The organism is Leisingera sp. ABM4_101, assembly GCF_056158725.1.
Genome location: NZ_JBSWTV010000002.1, coordinates 3,499,525 through 3,513,469, shown reverse-complemented (window position 1 = coordinate 3,513,469; position 13,945 = coordinate 3,499,525). Strand labels below are relative to the sequence as shown.

The window sequence follows — 13,945 nt, the reverse complement described above, 5'->3', positions numbered from 1 at the left end:
GTATTTTTGGAAAGATGAAGCCGGAGGGCATTCCATGGGTGAATTTGCCGAAATCTTCGAGGTCGGCCCGCGCGACGGGCTGCAGAACGAAAAGCGGGAGATCCCGGTTGCGGAAAAGGTGGCGCTGACCGACTGCCTGAGCCGCGCCGGGTTCAAACGCATCGAAGTGGCAAGCTTCGTCTCGCCCAAATGGGTGCCGCAGATGGCGGGCAGCGCGGAGGTGCTGGCTGGCATCACCCGGGCACCCGGGGTCCGCTATGCGGCGCTGACCCCTAACATGCGCGGTTACGAGGACGCGGTCGCTGCCAAGGCGGATGAGATCGCGGTCTTTGCGTCTGCCTCCGAAGGGTTTTCCAAAGCCAATATCAACGCCAGTATCGAGGAAAGCATCAACCGCTTCCTGCCCATTCTTGACGCGGCCAAAGAGATCAGCCTGCCGGTCCGCGGCTATGTCTCCTGTGTGACCGACTGCCCCTATGACGGGGCCACGCCGCCAGAAAAGGTGGCCGAGGTGGCCGAACGGCTGCACGCGCTCGGCTGTTACGAGATCTCGCTGGGCGACACCATCGGACGGGGCACCCCGGAAGCGATCAGCGCGATGCTGAGGGCTGTTACCGCACGGGTGCCTGTCGCTAAGCTGGCGGGGCATTACCACGACACGGCGGGCCGGGCGCTGGACAATATCGAGGCCTCGCTGGCGCAGGGCGTACGGGTGTTCGATGCGGCCGTGGGCGGGCTTGGCGGCTGCCCCTATGCGCCCGGGGCAGCAGGCAATGTGGCAACGGAAGCGGTGCATAAGCGCTTGACGGAGCTGGGCTATGATACCGGCCTGAATGCGGATGTGCTGGAAGAAGCCGCGGCCCTGGCCCGGGCCATGCGCGGCCTGCAGTAAGATTTCAGCGGAGCTACAAGATGTTTGAGACAATCACCCTGGAGACCGACGCCCGCGGCGTCTGCACCCTGACCTTGAACCGGGCGGAGAAGCACAACGCCATGTCCGGCCAGATGCTGAAGGAGCTGACCCTGGCTGCGAAACGCCTGGCCGAGGACGAGACCGTCCGCGTGGTGGTGCTGACCGGTGCCGGCAAGAGTTTCTGCGCGGGTGGCGACCTTGTTTGGATGCGCGCGCAGATGGATGCGGACGCGGAAACCCGCGCGCGTGAGGCGCGGGTGCTGGCGGAGATGCTGATGGCGCTCAACACCCTGCCCAAACCGCTGATCGGCGCGGTGCAGGGCAACGCCTTTGGCGGCGGTGTCGGAATGGCGTCGGTTTGCGACGTGGCCATAGGTGCAGATCATCTGAAGATGGGGCTGACCGAGACCAAGCTGGGACTGATTCCCGCCACCATCGGCCCCTATGTCATCGCCCGCATGGGTGAAGCCAAGGCGCGCCGCGTGTTCATGTCGGCCCGCCTGTTTGGTGCGGCGGAAGCGGTGGAGCTCGGGTTGCTGGCAAAAGCCGTGCCCGCAGACCAGCTGGCCGAGGCGGTCGAAGCGGAGGTTACGCCCTACCTGAGCTGCGCCCCCGGTGCTGTCGCCGCCGCCAAGAAGCTGGCCCGCGATCTGGGGCCGCGGCTGGACAGCGGCGTGATTGACCATACAATCAAGGCGCTTGTGGAGCGCTGGGAGGGGCCGGAAGCCGGCGAAGGGATTGCCGCGTTCTTTGAAAAGCGCAAACCGGTCTGGCAAGACTGAAAACCGGCATATTTGACTCCTGTTTTAAGCGCGGCTGCAGTTTACCCTGCGGCCGCTTTTCTTATGAATTTGCTAGGGAATTACAGGCATGTTGCGGCAGTGCTTTTTCCTGTCACAAACCCTTGTTGATTAACCTTGCCTTAGTTGACGCTGTGGGGGCGTGGGGGTATGCACAGTCCAAATCAACACGCCAATTGACGCCGCGCGGAAATCCGCCCGGGGAAAGGAGCTGCTCTTGGAAGAGATGTTGAGGGAATACCTGCCGATCCTGGTCTTCCTGGCCGTTGCGGCAGGTTTGGGGATTGTCCTGATCCTGGCAGCCGTGGTGCTGGCGGTCCGCAACCCGGACCCGGAAAAGGTCAGCGCCTATGAATGCGGTTTCAATGCCTTTGACGATGCCCGCATGAAATTCGATGTCCGGTTCTATCTGGTCTCGATTCTCTTCATCATTTTCGACCTGGAAATTGCCTTCCTGTTCCCCTGGGCCGTCGGATTCAAGGACATCAGCGACCTCGGTTTTTGGTCGATGATGGTATTCCTGGGTGTGCTGACCATCGGCTTTGCCTATGAGTGGAAGAAAGGGGCCCTGGAATGGCAGTGATGACCGGACCCAACTCGGCGGGCGTGGATAAGGAAGTTGTCACCCGGGCCATCAATGCCGAACTGCAGGACAAGGGTTTCCTGCTCACCTCGGCAGAAGATATTATCAACTGGGCCCGCACCGGTTCGCTGCACTGGATGACCTTTGGCCTGGCCTGCTGCGCGGTGGAGATGATGCACACCTCGATGCCGCGCTATGACGCGGAGCGTTTTGGTATCGCGCCGCGCGCCTCCCCGCGCCAGTCGGACGTGATGATCGTGGCGGGCACCCTCACCAACAAGATGGCGCCGGCCCTGCGCAAGGTCTACGACCAGATGCCCGAGCCGCGCTATGTGATCTCGATGGGCTCCTGCGCCAATGGCGGCGGCTATTACCACTACAGCTATTCCGTGGTGCGCGGCTGCGACCGGGTTGTGCCGGTCGACGTCTATGTGCCGGGCTGCCCGCCGACGGCTGAGGCGCTGCTCTATGGCCTGATGCAGCTGCAGCGCAAGATCCGCCGCACCGGCACCCTGGTGCGCTAAGGAGGGGCGGAGAAGATATGACTGAAGAACTGCAAGAGCTTGGCGCCCAGATCGAAGCCAAACGCCCCGATTGCGTTGTGGCCTGGGACGTGTCCTTTGACGAACTGAACATCGACGTCACACCCTCGAACATCGCCGGTCTGGTGGAGTTCCTGAAATCGGACCCGAACTGCAAGTTTTCGACCCTGGTGGACATCACCGCGGTGGATTACCCGGAGCGCGGCAAGCGGTTCGACGTGGTCTACCACTTCCTGTCGATGTACCGGAACCAGCGCATCCGCCTGCGCGCCGCCGTGCGCGAGGATGAGATGGTGCCCTCGATCGTGAACGTGCACCCCTCTGCCAACTGGTTCGAGCGGGAAGTCTACGACATGTTCGGCATCCTGTTCTCCGGCCATCCGGACCTGCGCCGCCTGCTGACCGACTATGGCTTCCGCGGCTATCCGCTGCGCAAGGACTTCCCGACCACCGGTTACACCGAAGTGCGCTATGACGAGGCGCAGAAGCGCGTGGTCTATGAGCCGGTGAAGCTGGTGCAGGAATACCGCCAGTTTGATTTCATGTCCCCGTGGGAAGGTGCCGAATACATCCTGCCCGGTGACGAGAAGGAGGGGGCGCAATGATGGACGGCTCCAAATTTGACGACGGCAGCGTCGACGCGCTGAGCGGCGAGCAGAAGATCCGCAACTTCAACATCAACTTCGGCCCGCAGCACCCTGCGGCGCATGGGGTTTTGCGTCTGGTGCTTGAACTTGACGGCGAGATTGTCGAGCGTTGCGACCCGCACATCGGCCTGCTGCATCGCGGCACCGAAAAGCTGATGGAAAGCCGCACCTACCTGCAGAACCTGCCGTACTTCGACCGCCTCGACTATGTGGCGCCGATGAACCAGGAACACGCCTGGTGCCTCGCCATCGAAAAGCTGACCGGCACCGAGGTGCCGCGCCGCGGGCAGCTGATCCGGGTGCTCTACTCGGAAATCGGCCGGGTGCTGAACCACCTCCTCAACGTCACCACGCAGGCAATGGACGTCGGCGCGCTGACCCCGCCGCTGTGGGGCTTTGAAGAGCGCGAAAAGCTGATGATCTTCTACGAGCGGGCCTGTGGCGCGCGCCTGCACGCGGCCTACTTCCGCCCCGGCGGCGTGCATCAGGACCTGCCGGACGATCTGCTGGATGATATCGACCTCTGGGCGATGGAATTCCCCAAGGTGCTGGACGACATCGACGGCCTTCTTACCGAAAACCGCATCTTCAAGCAGCGCAACTGCGACATTGGTGTGGTGACGGAGAAGGACATCCAGGAATACGGCTTCTCCGGCGTCATGGTGCGCGGCTCCGGCCTCGCTTGGGACCTGCGCCGCGCGCAGCCCTATGAATGCTATGACGAGTTCGAATTCCAGGTCCCCGTCGGCAAAAACGGCGACTGCTACGACCGCTATCTCTGCCGCATGGAAGAGATGCGCCAGTCGACCTCGATCATCCGTCAGGCGATTGCCAAGCTGCGCGAAGCCACCGGCGACGTGCTGGCCCGCGGCAAGCTGACACCGCCCAAGCGCGGCGACATGAAGACCTCGATGGAAAGCCTGATCCACCATTTCAAGCTCTACACCGAAGGTTTCCACGTCCCGGCAGGCGAGGTTTACGCCGCCGTCGAGGCGCCCAAGGGCGAGTTCGGCGTCTATCTGGTGGCGGACGGGTCCAACAAGCCCTACCGCTCCAAGATCCGCGCGCCGGGCTTCCTGCACCTGCAGGCGATGGACCACGTTGCCAAGGGCCACCAGCTGGCCGACGTCGCCGCCATCATCGGCACCATGGACGTCGTATTTGGAGAGATTGACCGCTAATGCTCCGCCGTTTGCACTCTGAACAACCCGACAGCTTTGCCTTCACCCCGGCCAACCAGGCCTGGGCCGAGGCGCAGATCACTAAATACCCTGAGGGCCGCCAGGCCTCGGCGGTCATTCCGCTTTTGTGGCGGGCGCAGGAGCAGGAGGGCTGGGTCACCAAACCCGCGATCGAGCACATCGCCGATATGCTCGGCATGGCCTATATCCGGGTGCTGGAGGTTTGCTCCTTCTACTTCATGTTCCAGATGCAACCGACCGGTTCCGTTGCCAATATCCAGATCTGCGGCACCACGTCCTGCATGATCTGCGGAGCAGAGGACCTGGTGGCGGTCTGCAAGGAAAAGATCAACGAGAAGCCGCATTCCCTGTCGGCGGACGGCAAGTTCACCTGGGAAGAGGTCGAATGCCTGGGCGCCTGCACCAACGCCCCGATGGCGCAGATCGGCAAGGACTACTACGAGGACCTGACCGTTGAGAGCTTCACGAAGCTGCTTGACGATTTGGCCGCGGGCAAGGACGTCACGCCTGGCCCGCAGAACGGCCGTTATGCGGCTGAGCCGAAATCCGGCCTCACCTCTCTGACCGAATTTGACAGCGGCAAGACGCAGTACAACGCATCTGTGCAGCTAGCGGTGGACGTCAAGGACGGCGTCAAGCGCATCCAGGGCGACGAGGTTCCGCTGCTGACCCCTTGGGTTGGCAAGGACGGCGTTGTTGCCGGCCGCGCAGCCGCGGGCGCGCCGCCCAAGGCGCCCGAAGCAGCCAAGCCTGCGGTGAAACAGGCCGCCGAAGCCAAGAAGGACGACGCGCCTGCCGCTGATGAGCAAGAGCCGGAACTGCTGAAGGAAGCCCGCGGCGGCCTGCCGGACGACCTGAAGCTCTTGAAGGGGGTAGGCCCCAAGCTGGAAGAAAAGCTGAACGAACTGGGGTTCTTCCACTTTGACCAGATCGCTGAATGGACTGAGGCAGAGGTCGCCTGGGTTGATGCGCGGCTCAAGTTCAAGGGGCGGATCGCCCGCGACGGCTGGATCGAACAGGCCAAACGCCTTGCCGTCGGGGATGAGACCGAATTCGCCAAACGTGCCAAGGAAGAGCACATCTACGACGACAAGGAAGACTGATCGGGAGGCGGCCCCCAGGGGCCGCGCCCGGGTGTAGGGAACAGATGAGCAAGGAACAGGACCAAGCTATAGCAGCAAAGGGCCGGCACATCGCGCTTGTGATTGCCGGGACCATTTCGCTGTGGGTCGTGCTGTCGCTGTTCATCGGCCCCATGCTGGGGCTGCCGGGGCGCTATGCTCTGCTGTTCGACTTCGCCGCGCTGGCGGGCATGATCTATGCCCTGGTCAACATATTTCAACTCTGGCGCATGCGCCGGGACAGCCAAAGGTAGGCAAACATGCTGAAGGATCAGGACCGGATCTTTACCAACCTTTACGGGATGCACGACCGTAACCTGGCGGGCGCCAAGGCGCGCGGCCATTGGGACGGCACGGCGGGCATCATCGAAAAGGGCCGCGACTGGATCATTCAGACGATGAAGGACAGCGGCCTGCGCGGCCGCGGCGGCGCGGGCTTCCCCACGGGTCTGAAATGGTCCTTCATGCCCAAGGAAAGCGACGGCCGCCCGGCGTATCTGGTTATCAACGCAGATGAATCCGAGCCCGGCACCTGCAAAGACCGGGAAATCATGCGCCACGATCCGCACACGCTGATCGAGGGCGCGCTGATCGCCTCCTTCGCGATGAACGCGCATACCTGCTACATCTACCTGCGCGGCGAATACATCCGCGAGCGCGAGGCGCTGCAGGCCGCGATCGACGAATGCTATGACAAGGGCTTGCTTGGCAAGAACGCGGCCGGCTCCGGCTGGGATTTCGACGTCTTCCTGCACCACGGGGCAGGGGCCTATATCTGCGGCGAGGAAACCGCCCTGATCGAAAGCCTGGAGGGCAAGAAGGGCATGCCCCGGATGAAGCCGCCGTTCCCGGCAGGTGCTGGTCTTTACGGCTGCCCGACCACTGTGAACAACGTGGAATCCATCGCGGTGGTGCCCACCATCCTGCGCCGCGGCGCCGACTGGTTCGCGGGCTTTGGCCGCCAGAACAACGCGGGCACCAAGCTGTTTGCGATCTCGGGCCATGTCAACAACCCGTGTGTCGTTGAAGAAGCGATGTCGATCTCCTTTGAGGAACTGATCGAGAAACATTGCGGCGGCATCCGCGGCGGCTGGGACAACCTGCTGGCGGTGATCCCTGGCGGCTCCTCTGTTCCTTGCGTGCGCGGCGAGAACATGCGTGACGCGATCATGGACTTCGACTACCTGCGCGGCGAGCTTGGCTCCGGCCTTGGCACCGCGGCGGTGATCGTGATGGACAAGCAAACCGACATCATCAAGGCGATCTGGCGGCTGTCCAAGTTCTACAAACACGAAAGCTGCGGCCAGTGCACCCCGTGCCGCGAAGGCACCGGCTGGATGATGCGCGTCATGGACCGCCTGGTGAAGGGCGAGGCCGAGCTGGAAGAGATCGATATGCTGTGGGACGTGACCAAACAGGTCGAAGGCCACACCATCTGCGCCCTTGGCGACGCGGCGGCCTGGCCGATCCAGGGCCTGATCAAGAACTTCCGCGAGGAAATCGAAGACCGCATCAAGGCTCAGAAATCGGGCCGCATGGGCGCGATGGCGGCGGAGTAACGAATGGAAGCCTTCGCCGCATATTCCCATGCTCTGGCCGCGCTGGTGATCTTTACCCTGATCATCCTGGCGCTGTCGCCGTTTTCGGCGCTGGCCAAGCAAAAGGCGGGTCTTGCTCCCGGGGCCACGCCGGATGAGGATTATGCGGAAAAGGCTTACCGGCTGAACCGGGCCTATCTGAATGGATGCGAAACGCTGCCGGCATTCCTGACCGTGACACTGGCGGCAATTCTCGCGGGCGCTGCGCCGTTCTGGGTGAATTTGCTGGCCTCGCTGGTGCTATTGTCGCGGGTGATCATGATCCTCGTCCATCTGCGCGGCAGTGGCAAACCGCATGGGGGCTTGCGCTCCATCTTCTACGTGATCGGCTGGTCCTGTATGGGCGGCCTGGCAATTTTTACTTTGGCGGCAGTATTTTGAGCATTCTGAAAACATACCGGCTGGCCTTGCCTGCAGCCCTTCTGGCAGCCGCAGCGCTGGTGTCGGCCTGCGGGTCCTCCACCAGTAACCGGCCTCTTTACGACGGCGTTCAATTCAAGGCCAAGGCCAAGCCGGTTGACAAGAAAGTCAACCGGGCCCTGTTCCAGATCGAAATCAAGGGTGCCGAGCGCTCTGTCAAAGGCGCGCGGGAGGCTGCGGCCCATGCCGGCACGACCTACTGCGTGGTGAATTACGGTTCTTCCAAAATCGACTGGGTGAACGACCCTAACGACGATGCGGCACAGGTGACGCTGGCTGACGGCAAGGCCCTGTTCCAGGGAACCTGCAACCCGTGAGCGGAATTCCGGCATATCAGGGCCTGACGGCCCGGCTGCTATTGAATAGCAGCCGCGCAAGCCTGCGCATGGGGGCTTCGAAATTGAAGGAGTCCCATCCCATGCGTGCCCTGATAGCCGTTGCCCTGTCCACTGTTGTAGCCCTGCCTGCCGCAGCGCTGGCGAAACCGTCGCTGCGCGATGTGCAGGAAATTGAAGATCCGTTGTTTGCCGTCGCCATGGCCAAGGAAGTCGCCGATTATTGCGACGATATTTCCCCGCGGTATCTGAAAGGCCTGGGCGAGTTGCGCCGGCTCAAATCGCGGGCCAACGCGCTGGGGTACACGGACGCGGAAATCCGCGATTACATCGAATCTGATGCCGAAAAAGCCCGGATGCGCGCCAAGGGAGAGAAGCTCCTGGCGCAGAACGGCGTCGACTACGGCGAACCCGAAACATTCTGCGCCTATGGCCGTGCAGAGATTGAGAAAAACAGCGCGATCGGCGTGTTACTGAGGGCGAAATAGACCATGTCTGACCTCCGCAAGATCAACATTGACGGAACCGAGATCGAGGTGGATGGGGCAATGACCCTGATCCAGGCCTGTGAGGAGGCCGGCGTCGAGATCCCGCGCTTCTGCTATCATGAGCGGCTGTCGATTGCGGGCAACTGCCGCATGTGCCTGGTTGAGGTTGTCGGCGGCCCGCCGAAACCCGCTGCCTCCTGCGCGATGCAGGTGCGGGATCTTCGCCCCGGTCCCGAAGGCCAGGCGCCGCAGGTGAAAACCAACTCGCCGATGGTCAAGAAGGCCCGCGAAGGCGTGATGGAATTCATGCTGATCAACCACCCGCTGGATTGCCCGATCTGCGACCAGGGCGGCGAATGCGACCTGCAGGACCAGGCGATGGCCTATGGCCTGTCGGGCAGCCGCTTCAAGGAAGCCAAGCGCGCGGTGGACGATCTGGACCTCGGCCCGCTGGTTGCCACCACCATGACTCGCTGCATCTCCTGCACCCGCTGCGTGCGCTTCACCACCGAGGTCGCGGGCATCACCCAGATGGGCCAGACCGGGCGCGGCGAGGATGCGGAGATCACCTCCTACCTGAACCAGACGCTGCAATCGAACCTGCAGGGCAACATCATCGACCTGTGCCCGGTGGGCGCGCTGACGTCGAAGCCCTACGCGTTTACTGCCCGTCCGTGGGAGCTGACCAAGACCGAAACCATCGACGTGATGGACGCGCTTGGCTCGAACATCCGCGTGGATACCAAGGGCCGCGAAGTGATGCGCATCCTGCCGCGCAACCACGACGGCGTGAACGAAGAGTGGATCAGCGACAAGACCCGCTTTGTCTGGGACGGGTTGCGCCGCCAGCGCCTTGACCGCCCTTATGTTCGCGTTGACGGCAAGCTGAAGCCCGCCAGCTGGTCGGAGGCGCTGTCTGCCGCAGCCGGCGCCATGAAAGGCAAAAAAATTGCTGGCCTGATCGGCGATCTGGCGTCCGTTGAGGCAGCCTTTGCGCTGAAGCAGCTGGTCGAAGGGCTGGGTGGCAAGGTTGAATGCCGCACTGATAACGCCCGCCTGCCGATCGGCAACCGCGCAGGCTATGCCGGCACCGCCGCCATCGAAGACCTCGATGACGCGGAAATGATCCTGCTGATAGGCAGCAACCCGCGCGACGAAGCACCGGTGCTGAATGCCCGTATCCGCAAAGCATGGGCCAAGGGGGCCGAAGTGGCACTGATCGGCCCGGCGGCGGATCTGACTTATGAGTACTACCACGCAGGCACCGGCCGCGACGCGCTCAGCGATATGATCGACAAGGGCGTTTCGGAGGAGACCCGCGACAACAAAAAAACCGTGATCATCGTGGGGCAGGGCGCCCTGCGCGAGGCCGACGGCCTGGCGGTCCTGGCAGCGGCCCAGAAGATGGCGGAACTGTCCCGTTCCAAGCTGATGGTGCTGCACACCGCAGCCTCCCGCGTGGGCGCGATGGACATCGGTGCGGTGTCTGAGGGCGGCATGGAAGCGGCTATTGACGGGGCAGAGGTGATCTACAACCTCGGCGCCGATGAAGTGGAAATCGACGCGGGCGCATTCGTGATCTATCAGGGCTCCCACGGCGACCGCGGCGCGCACCGCGCCGACGTGATCCTGCCGGGCGCCGCCTACACGGAAGAAAACGGCCTGTTCGTGAACACCGAAGGCCGTCCGCAGCTGGCGATGCGTGCGAGCTTTGCACCGGGTGAGGCCAAGGAAAACTGGGCCATCCTGCGCGCGCTCAGCGCCGAAGCAGATGCCAAGCTGGGCTATGACTCGCTGGCACAGCTGCGCCAGGCGCTGGTTGCAGAGGTTCCGCATCTGGCGCAGATCGACGAAGTGGCCGAAAAGGACGGCGCGCCGCTGGAGCAGGACAAACTCGGCAACGCCGATTTCCTGCCCGCGATCAAGGACTTCTACCTGACCAATCCGATTGCCCGCGCATCGCAACTGATGGCGGAACTGTCGGCAGGTGTAAAGGCCCGCGGAAACGAGGCAATGGCCGCCGAATGATCCGTTTCGCCCTCATAACGCCTTTCCTGCTGGCAGCCTGCGCAATGGCACCCGGCAGCGAAGGAGAGCGGCCCGCCCCGGTATACGAAGGGGTGGAAACCAGCCTGCTGGAGGGCGATCTGGTGCAATTTCACGTCTCCATGCGCGGAGTGTTCGCGCAGGAAGACCTTGACGACTATGCGGAATGCGCCGCCGCGCAATACGCGCTGATCCGGGATTACGGGTTTGCGCGCCATGTGCGCACGACAACGAAACAGGCAGGGGGCAGCCGGGCCGCGGACGCGGTCTATCTGATTTCGCCCTCTCTGCCGCGCGGATTGCGCACCATCGACGCCGAAGTCGTGGTCGCGGATTGCGCGGCGAACGGAATACCCACGGTGTGAGGACCTATGGCTGATTTCTTTAACACTCCAGGCGGCATCGCTGTTCTGATCCTGGCGCAAGTGCTTGCAGTTGTTGCCTTTGTGATGATCTCGCTCCTGTTCCTCGTCTACGGGGACCGCAAGATCTGGGCCGCGGTCCAGATGCGCCGGGGCCCGAATGTGGTGGGCGTCTACGGCCTGCTGCAATCGGTGGCCGACGCGCTGAAATATGTGGTCAAGGAAGTGGTGATCCCGGCCGGCGCCGACCGCACCGTGTTCATCCTGGCGCCGATGACCTCCTTCGTGCTGGCGATGATCGCCTGGGCGGTGATCCCGTTCAATGACGGCTGGGTGCTCAGCGACATCAACGTGGCGATCCTCTATGTCTTCGCGGTCTCCAGCCTCGAGGTCTACGGCGTGATCATGGGCGGCTGGGCGTCGAACTCGAAATACCCGTTCCTTGGCAGCTTGCGCTCCGCGGCGCAGATGATCTCTTACGAGGTCTCCATCGGCCTGATCATCATCGGCGTGATCATCTCCACCGGTTCGATGAACTTCGGCGACATCGTCCGCGCGCAGGATGGCGATCTGGGCCTGTTGAACTGGTACTGGATCCCGCATTTCCCGATGGTCTTCCTGTTCTTCATCTCGGCGCTGGCTGAAACCAACCGCCCGCCATTCGATCTGCCGGAAGCGGAATCGGAACTGGTCGCGGGCTACCAGGTGGAATACTCGGCGACCCCGTTCCTATTGTTCATGGCCGGCGAATACATCGCCATCTTCCTGATGTGCGCGCTGACAACCCTGTTGTTCTTCGGCGGCTGGCTGTCCCCGATCCCGGGCCTGCCCGATGGCGTGCTGTGGATGGTTGCCAAGATGGCGTTCTTCTTCTTCCTCTTCGCAATGGTGAAGGCGATCACCCCGCGCTACCGCTACGACCAGCTGATGCGCCTGGGCTGGAAAGTGTTCCTGCCGTTCTCGCTGGCCTGGGTGGTCTTCGTGTCCTTTGCTGCAAAATTTGACTGGTTCTGGGGCATCTTCGCCCGCTGGACCGTGGGAGGCTAACTGATGGCGAACATCGACTACACCCGCGCCGCCAAATACTTCCTGCTGCAGGATTTCTGGGTCGGCTTCAAACTGGGGCTGAAGTACTTCTTCGCACCCAAGGCCACCCTGAACTACCCGCATGAGAAGGGCCCGCTGTCGCCCCGCTTCCGCGGCGAGCACGCGCTGCGCCGCTATCCAAACGGTGAGGAGCGCTGCATTGCCTGCAAGCTTTGCGAGGCGGTCTGCCCGGCGCAGGCGATCACCATCGACGCGGAACCGCGCGAGGACGGCAGCCGACGCACCACGCGCTATGACATCGACATGACCAAATGCATCTACTGCGGTTTCTGCCAGGAAGCCTGCCCGGTGGATGCGATTGTCGAAGGTCCGAACTTCGAATTCGCCACCGAGACCCGCGAGGAGCTGTTCTACGAAAAGGAGAAGCTGCTTTCGAACGGGGAACGCTGGGAAGCAGAGATTGCCCGAAACCTGGAAATCGACGCGCCGTACCGATGACAGATCCCAAGAACCCTTTCGAGGCCATGATGGCCCAGATGCAGACCCAGGCGCAGGAGATGGCCAAGGCCTTCAATCCAGCGCTGGAAAACTTCTCGCCAACCGAGGCTTTCAAGGAGTTCGAGGCGCTGTGGCCCACCATGCCCAAAGAGGTCATGGAAATGATGTTCGGCAACACCGTCAACAAGGACGGGCTGGATGCCAAGACCCGGCTGCTGCTGACACTGGCCGGGCTGACAATGCAGGGCGCGCAGGCTGACAGTGCCGTGCGCCAGACCGTGCGCCATGCCCTCGCGGCCGGCGCCAAGAAACAAGAGATCGTGGAAACGATCGGACAGATGTCGGTCTTTGCCGGCATTCCGGCCATGAACCGGGCGCTGGATCTGGCGCAGGCGGTCATGGACGACAAAAGGGACGATGAGACATGAGCGTTTTTGCCTTCTACCTCTTCGCCATCAGCGCCATCACCGGCGGGCTGTTCACCGTGATCAGCCGCCAGCCGGTGCATTCGGTTCTGTGGCTGATCCTGGCCTTCCTCTCTTCGGCCGGGCTGTTTGTGCTGCTGGGGGCGGAATTCGTCGCCATGCTGCTGGTCATCGTCTACGTGGGCGCGGTCGCGGTGCTGTTCCTGTTTGTGGTGATGATGCTGGATGTGGACTTTGCCGAGCTGAAGGCGGAGATGGCCAAATACATGCCGCTGGCGCTGCTGATCGGCCTGGTGATCCTGATGCAGTTCGTGATGGCCTTCGGCGTTTGGGAAACCGCGCATAAGGCGCCTGAGCTGTTGGCCAATCCGGTTCCTGCGGACCGCCACAACACCGAGGCGCTCGGCCTCATCATCTATGATCAATATTTCCTTCTGTTCCAGCTGGCGGGCCTGATCCTGCTGGTGGCGATGATCGGCGCAATCGTGCTGACCCTGCGCCACCGCACCGACGTCAAGCGCCAGGACGTGGTTGCCCAGATGATGCGCGATCCGGCAGCGGCGATGGAGCTCAAGGACGTGAAACCGGGGCAGGGGCTGTGAGCACATGATCGGACTTGAACATTATCTGACCGTCGCGGCGACGTTGTTCGTCATCGGCATCTTCGGGCTCTTCCTGAACCGCAAGAACGTGATCATCCTGCTGATGAGCATCGAACTGATGCTCCTGGCGGTGAACATCAACCTGGTCGCATTCTCCAGCTTCCTGGGCGATCTGGTGGGGCAGGTATTCACCCTGTTCGTGCTGACCGTGGCCGCAGCTGAGGCGGCCATCGGCCTTGCGATCCTGGTCTGTTTCTTCCGCAACCGCGGCACCATCGCCGTCGAAGACGTCAACGTGATGAAGGGCTAAAGAAAC

At 62.4% G+C, this 13,945-nt stretch carries 19 protein-coding genes; all 19 read left to right on the top strand.

Annotated features, from left to right (window positions below):
* Window positions 1-34 precede the first annotated feature (34 nt).
* A complete protein-coding gene (locus ACXAEK_RS18390; protein ID WP_475044085.1) occupies window positions 35-892 on the top strand; it encodes a hydroxymethylglutaryl-CoA lyase in 858 nt (285 codons plus the stop codon).
* A 20-nt stretch (window positions 893-912) separates the two neighbouring features.
* The gene (locus tag ACXAEK_RS18385; protein WP_475044083.1) at window positions 913-1,695 is read left to right on the top strand and encodes a crotonase/enoyl-CoA hydratase family protein; all 783 of its coding nucleotides are present in this window, start codon (window positions 913-915) and stop codon (window positions 1,693-1,695) included.
* Between the two features lie 235 nt (window positions 1,696-1,930).
* Complete coding sequence (locus ACXAEK_RS18380; RefSeq protein WP_019295998.1) at window positions 1,931-2,296, top strand: NADH-quinone oxidoreductase subunit A; 366 nt, start codon at window positions 1,931-1,933, stop codon at window positions 2,294-2,296.
* On the top strand, window positions 2,287-2,820 hold the full coding sequence (locus ACXAEK_RS18375) for a NuoB/complex I 20 kDa subunit family protein (RefSeq protein WP_475044082.1): 534 nt from the start codon (window positions 2,287-2,289) through the stop codon (window positions 2,818-2,820). The genes ACXAEK_RS18380 and ACXAEK_RS18375 overlap by 10 nt, the downstream gene beginning before the upstream one ends.
* Before the next feature lie 17 nt (window positions 2,821-2,837).
* On the top strand, window positions 2,838-3,443 hold the full coding sequence (locus ACXAEK_RS18370) for an NADH-quinone oxidoreductase subunit C (protein WP_475044080.1): 606 nt from the start codon (window positions 2,838-2,840) through the stop codon (window positions 3,441-3,443).
* Window positions 3,443-4,666, top strand: coding sequence for an NADH-quinone oxidoreductase subunit D (locus ACXAEK_RS18365; RefSeq protein ID WP_475045310.1), 1,224 nt, complete (start codon window positions 3,443-3,445; stop codon window positions 4,664-4,666). The genes ACXAEK_RS18370 and ACXAEK_RS18365 overlap by 1 nt, the downstream gene beginning before the upstream one ends.
* On the top strand, window positions 4,666-5,790 hold the full coding sequence (gene nuoE, locus ACXAEK_RS18360) for an NADH-quinone oxidoreductase subunit NuoE (RefSeq protein ID WP_475044079.1): 1,125 nt from the start codon (window positions 4,666-4,668) through the stop codon (window positions 5,788-5,790). The genes ACXAEK_RS18365 and nuoE overlap by 1 nt, the downstream gene beginning before the upstream one ends.
* A gap of 44 nt (window positions 5,791-5,834) precedes the next feature.
* Window positions 5,835-6,062 (top strand): DUF5337 domain-containing protein, encoded by a 228-nt coding sequence (locus tag ACXAEK_RS18355; protein ID WP_475044077.1) that lies wholly within the window; start codon window positions 5,835-5,837, stop codon window positions 6,060-6,062.
* A gap of 6 nt (window positions 6,063-6,068) precedes the next feature.
* Window positions 6,069-7,367 (top strand): NADH-quinone oxidoreductase subunit NuoF, encoded by a 1,299-nt coding sequence (gene nuoF, locus ACXAEK_RS18350; RefSeq protein ID WP_475044075.1) that lies wholly within the window; start codon window positions 6,069-6,071, stop codon window positions 7,365-7,367.
* Between the two features lie 3 nt (window positions 7,368-7,370).
* Window positions 7,371-7,787 (top strand): MAPEG family protein, encoded by a 417-nt coding sequence (locus ACXAEK_RS18345; RefSeq protein ID WP_475044073.1) that lies wholly within the window; start codon window positions 7,371-7,373, stop codon window positions 7,785-7,787.
* Window positions 7,784-8,143, top strand: a complete 360-nt coding sequence (locus ACXAEK_RS18340) for a hypothetical protein (RefSeq protein WP_475044071.1) — start codon at window positions 7,784-7,786, stop codon at window positions 8,141-8,143. Before ACXAEK_RS18345 ends, ACXAEK_RS18340 begins: the two co-directional genes overlap by 4 nt.
* Window positions 8,144-8,244: 101 nt before the next feature.
* Window positions 8,245-8,649 (top strand): DUF5333 domain-containing protein, encoded by a 405-nt coding sequence (locus ACXAEK_RS18335; protein ID WP_475045308.1) that lies wholly within the window; start codon window positions 8,245-8,247, stop codon window positions 8,647-8,649.
* A 3-nt stretch (window positions 8,650-8,652) separates the two neighbouring features.
* Window positions 8,653-10,677 (top strand): NADH-quinone oxidoreductase subunit NuoG, encoded by a 2,025-nt coding sequence (gene nuoG / locus ACXAEK_RS18330; protein WP_475044069.1) that lies wholly within the window; start codon window positions 8,653-8,655, stop codon window positions 10,675-10,677.
* Complete coding sequence (locus tag ACXAEK_RS18325; protein WP_475044067.1) at window positions 10,674-11,060, top strand: hypothetical protein; 387 nt, start codon at window positions 10,674-10,676, stop codon at window positions 11,058-11,060. The genes nuoG and ACXAEK_RS18325 overlap by 4 nt, the downstream gene beginning before the upstream one ends.
* 6 nt (window positions 11,061-11,066) lie before the next feature.
* The gene (gene nuoH / locus ACXAEK_RS18320) at window positions 11,067-12,104 is read left to right on the top strand and encodes an NADH-quinone oxidoreductase subunit NuoH (RefSeq protein WP_039145417.1); all 1,038 of its coding nucleotides are present in this window, start codon (window positions 11,067-11,069) and stop codon (window positions 12,102-12,104) included.
* A gap of 3 nt (window positions 12,105-12,107) precedes the next feature.
* Window positions 12,108-12,602 carry an NADH-quinone oxidoreductase subunit NuoI gene (gene nuoI, locus ACXAEK_RS18315; protein WP_475044066.1) on the top strand — a complete coding sequence of 165 codons (495 nt, stop codon included), beginning with the start codon at window positions 12,108-12,110 and terminating at the stop codon, window positions 12,600-12,602.
* Window positions 12,599-13,030, top strand: coding sequence for a carboxymuconolactone decarboxylase family protein (locus ACXAEK_RS18310; RefSeq protein WP_475044064.1), 432 nt, complete (start codon window positions 12,599-12,601; stop codon window positions 13,028-13,030). Before nuoI ends, ACXAEK_RS18310 begins: the two co-directional genes overlap by 4 nt.
* Entirely contained in the window at window positions 13,027-13,629 is a 603-nt protein-coding gene (locus ACXAEK_RS18305) for an NADH-quinone oxidoreductase subunit J (protein ID WP_027237103.1), read from the top strand. Before ACXAEK_RS18310 ends, ACXAEK_RS18305 begins: the two co-directional genes overlap by 4 nt.
* Window positions 13,630-13,633: 4 nt before the next feature.
* A complete protein-coding gene (gene nuoK, locus ACXAEK_RS18300; protein ID WP_008553673.1) occupies window positions 13,634-13,939 on the top strand; it encodes an NADH-quinone oxidoreductase subunit NuoK in 306 nt (101 codons plus the stop codon).
* The last annotated feature ends 6 nt before the right edge of the window (window positions 13,940-13,945 follow it).

What these genes read in the sequence shown, in the direction of transcription:
- ACXAEK_RS18390 (WP_475044085.1), top strand. Translation starts at nt 35, where the DNA reads ATGGGTGAATTTGCCGAAATCTTCGAGGTCGGCCCGCGCGACGGGCTG.
- ACXAEK_RS18385 (WP_475044083.1), top strand. Translation starts at nt 913, where the DNA reads ATGTTTGAGACAATCACCCTGGAGACCGACGCCCGCGGCGTCTGCACC.
- ACXAEK_RS18375 (WP_475044082.1), top strand. Translation starts at nt 2,287, where the DNA reads ATGGCAGTGATGACCGGACCCAACTCGGCGGGCGTGGATAAGGAAGTT.
- ACXAEK_RS18370 (WP_475044080.1), top strand. Translation starts at nt 2,838, where the DNA reads ATGACTGAAGAACTGCAAGAGCTTGGCGCCCAGATCGAAGCCAAACGC.
- ACXAEK_RS18365 (WP_475045310.1), top strand. Translation starts at nt 3,443, where the DNA reads ATGGACGGCTCCAAATTTGACGACGGCAGCGTCGACGCGCTGAGCGGC.
- nuoE (WP_475044079.1), top strand. Translation starts at nt 4,666, where the DNA reads ATGCTCCGCCGTTTGCACTCTGAACAACCCGACAGCTTTGCCTTCACC.
- ACXAEK_RS18355 (WP_475044077.1), top strand. Translation starts at nt 5,835, where the DNA reads ATGAGCAAGGAACAGGACCAAGCTATAGCAGCAAAGGGCCGGCACATC.
- nuoF (WP_475044075.1), top strand. Translation starts at nt 6,069, where the DNA reads ATGCTGAAGGATCAGGACCGGATCTTTACCAACCTTTACGGGATGCAC.
- ACXAEK_RS18345 (WP_475044073.1), top strand. Translation starts at nt 7,371, where the DNA reads ATGGAAGCCTTCGCCGCATATTCCCATGCTCTGGCCGCGCTGGTGATC.
- ACXAEK_RS18335 (WP_475045308.1), top strand. Translation starts at nt 8,245, where the DNA reads ATGCGTGCCCTGATAGCCGTTGCCCTGTCCACTGTTGTAGCCCTGCCT.
- nuoG (WP_475044069.1), top strand. Translation starts at nt 8,653, where the DNA reads ATGTCTGACCTCCGCAAGATCAACATTGACGGAACCGAGATCGAGGTG.
- ACXAEK_RS18325 (WP_475044067.1), top strand. Translation starts at nt 10,674, where the DNA reads ATGATCCGTTTCGCCCTCATAACGCCTTTCCTGCTGGCAGCCTGCGCA.
- nuoH (WP_039145417.1), top strand. Translation starts at nt 11,067, where the DNA reads ATGGCTGATTTCTTTAACACTCCAGGCGGCATCGCTGTTCTGATCCTG.
- nuoI (WP_475044066.1), top strand. Translation starts at nt 12,108, where the DNA reads ATGGCGAACATCGACTACACCCGCGCCGCCAAATACTTCCTGCTGCAG.
- ACXAEK_RS18310 (WP_475044064.1), top strand. Translation starts at nt 12,599, where the DNA reads ATGACAGATCCCAAGAACCCTTTCGAGGCCATGATGGCCCAGATGCAG.
- ACXAEK_RS18305 (WP_027237103.1), top strand. Translation starts at nt 13,027, where the DNA reads ATGAGCGTTTTTGCCTTCTACCTCTTCGCCATCAGCGCCATCACCGGC.
- nuoK (WP_008553673.1), top strand. Translation starts at nt 13,634, where the DNA reads ATGATCGGACTTGAACATTATCTGACCGTCGCGGCGACGTTGTTCGTC.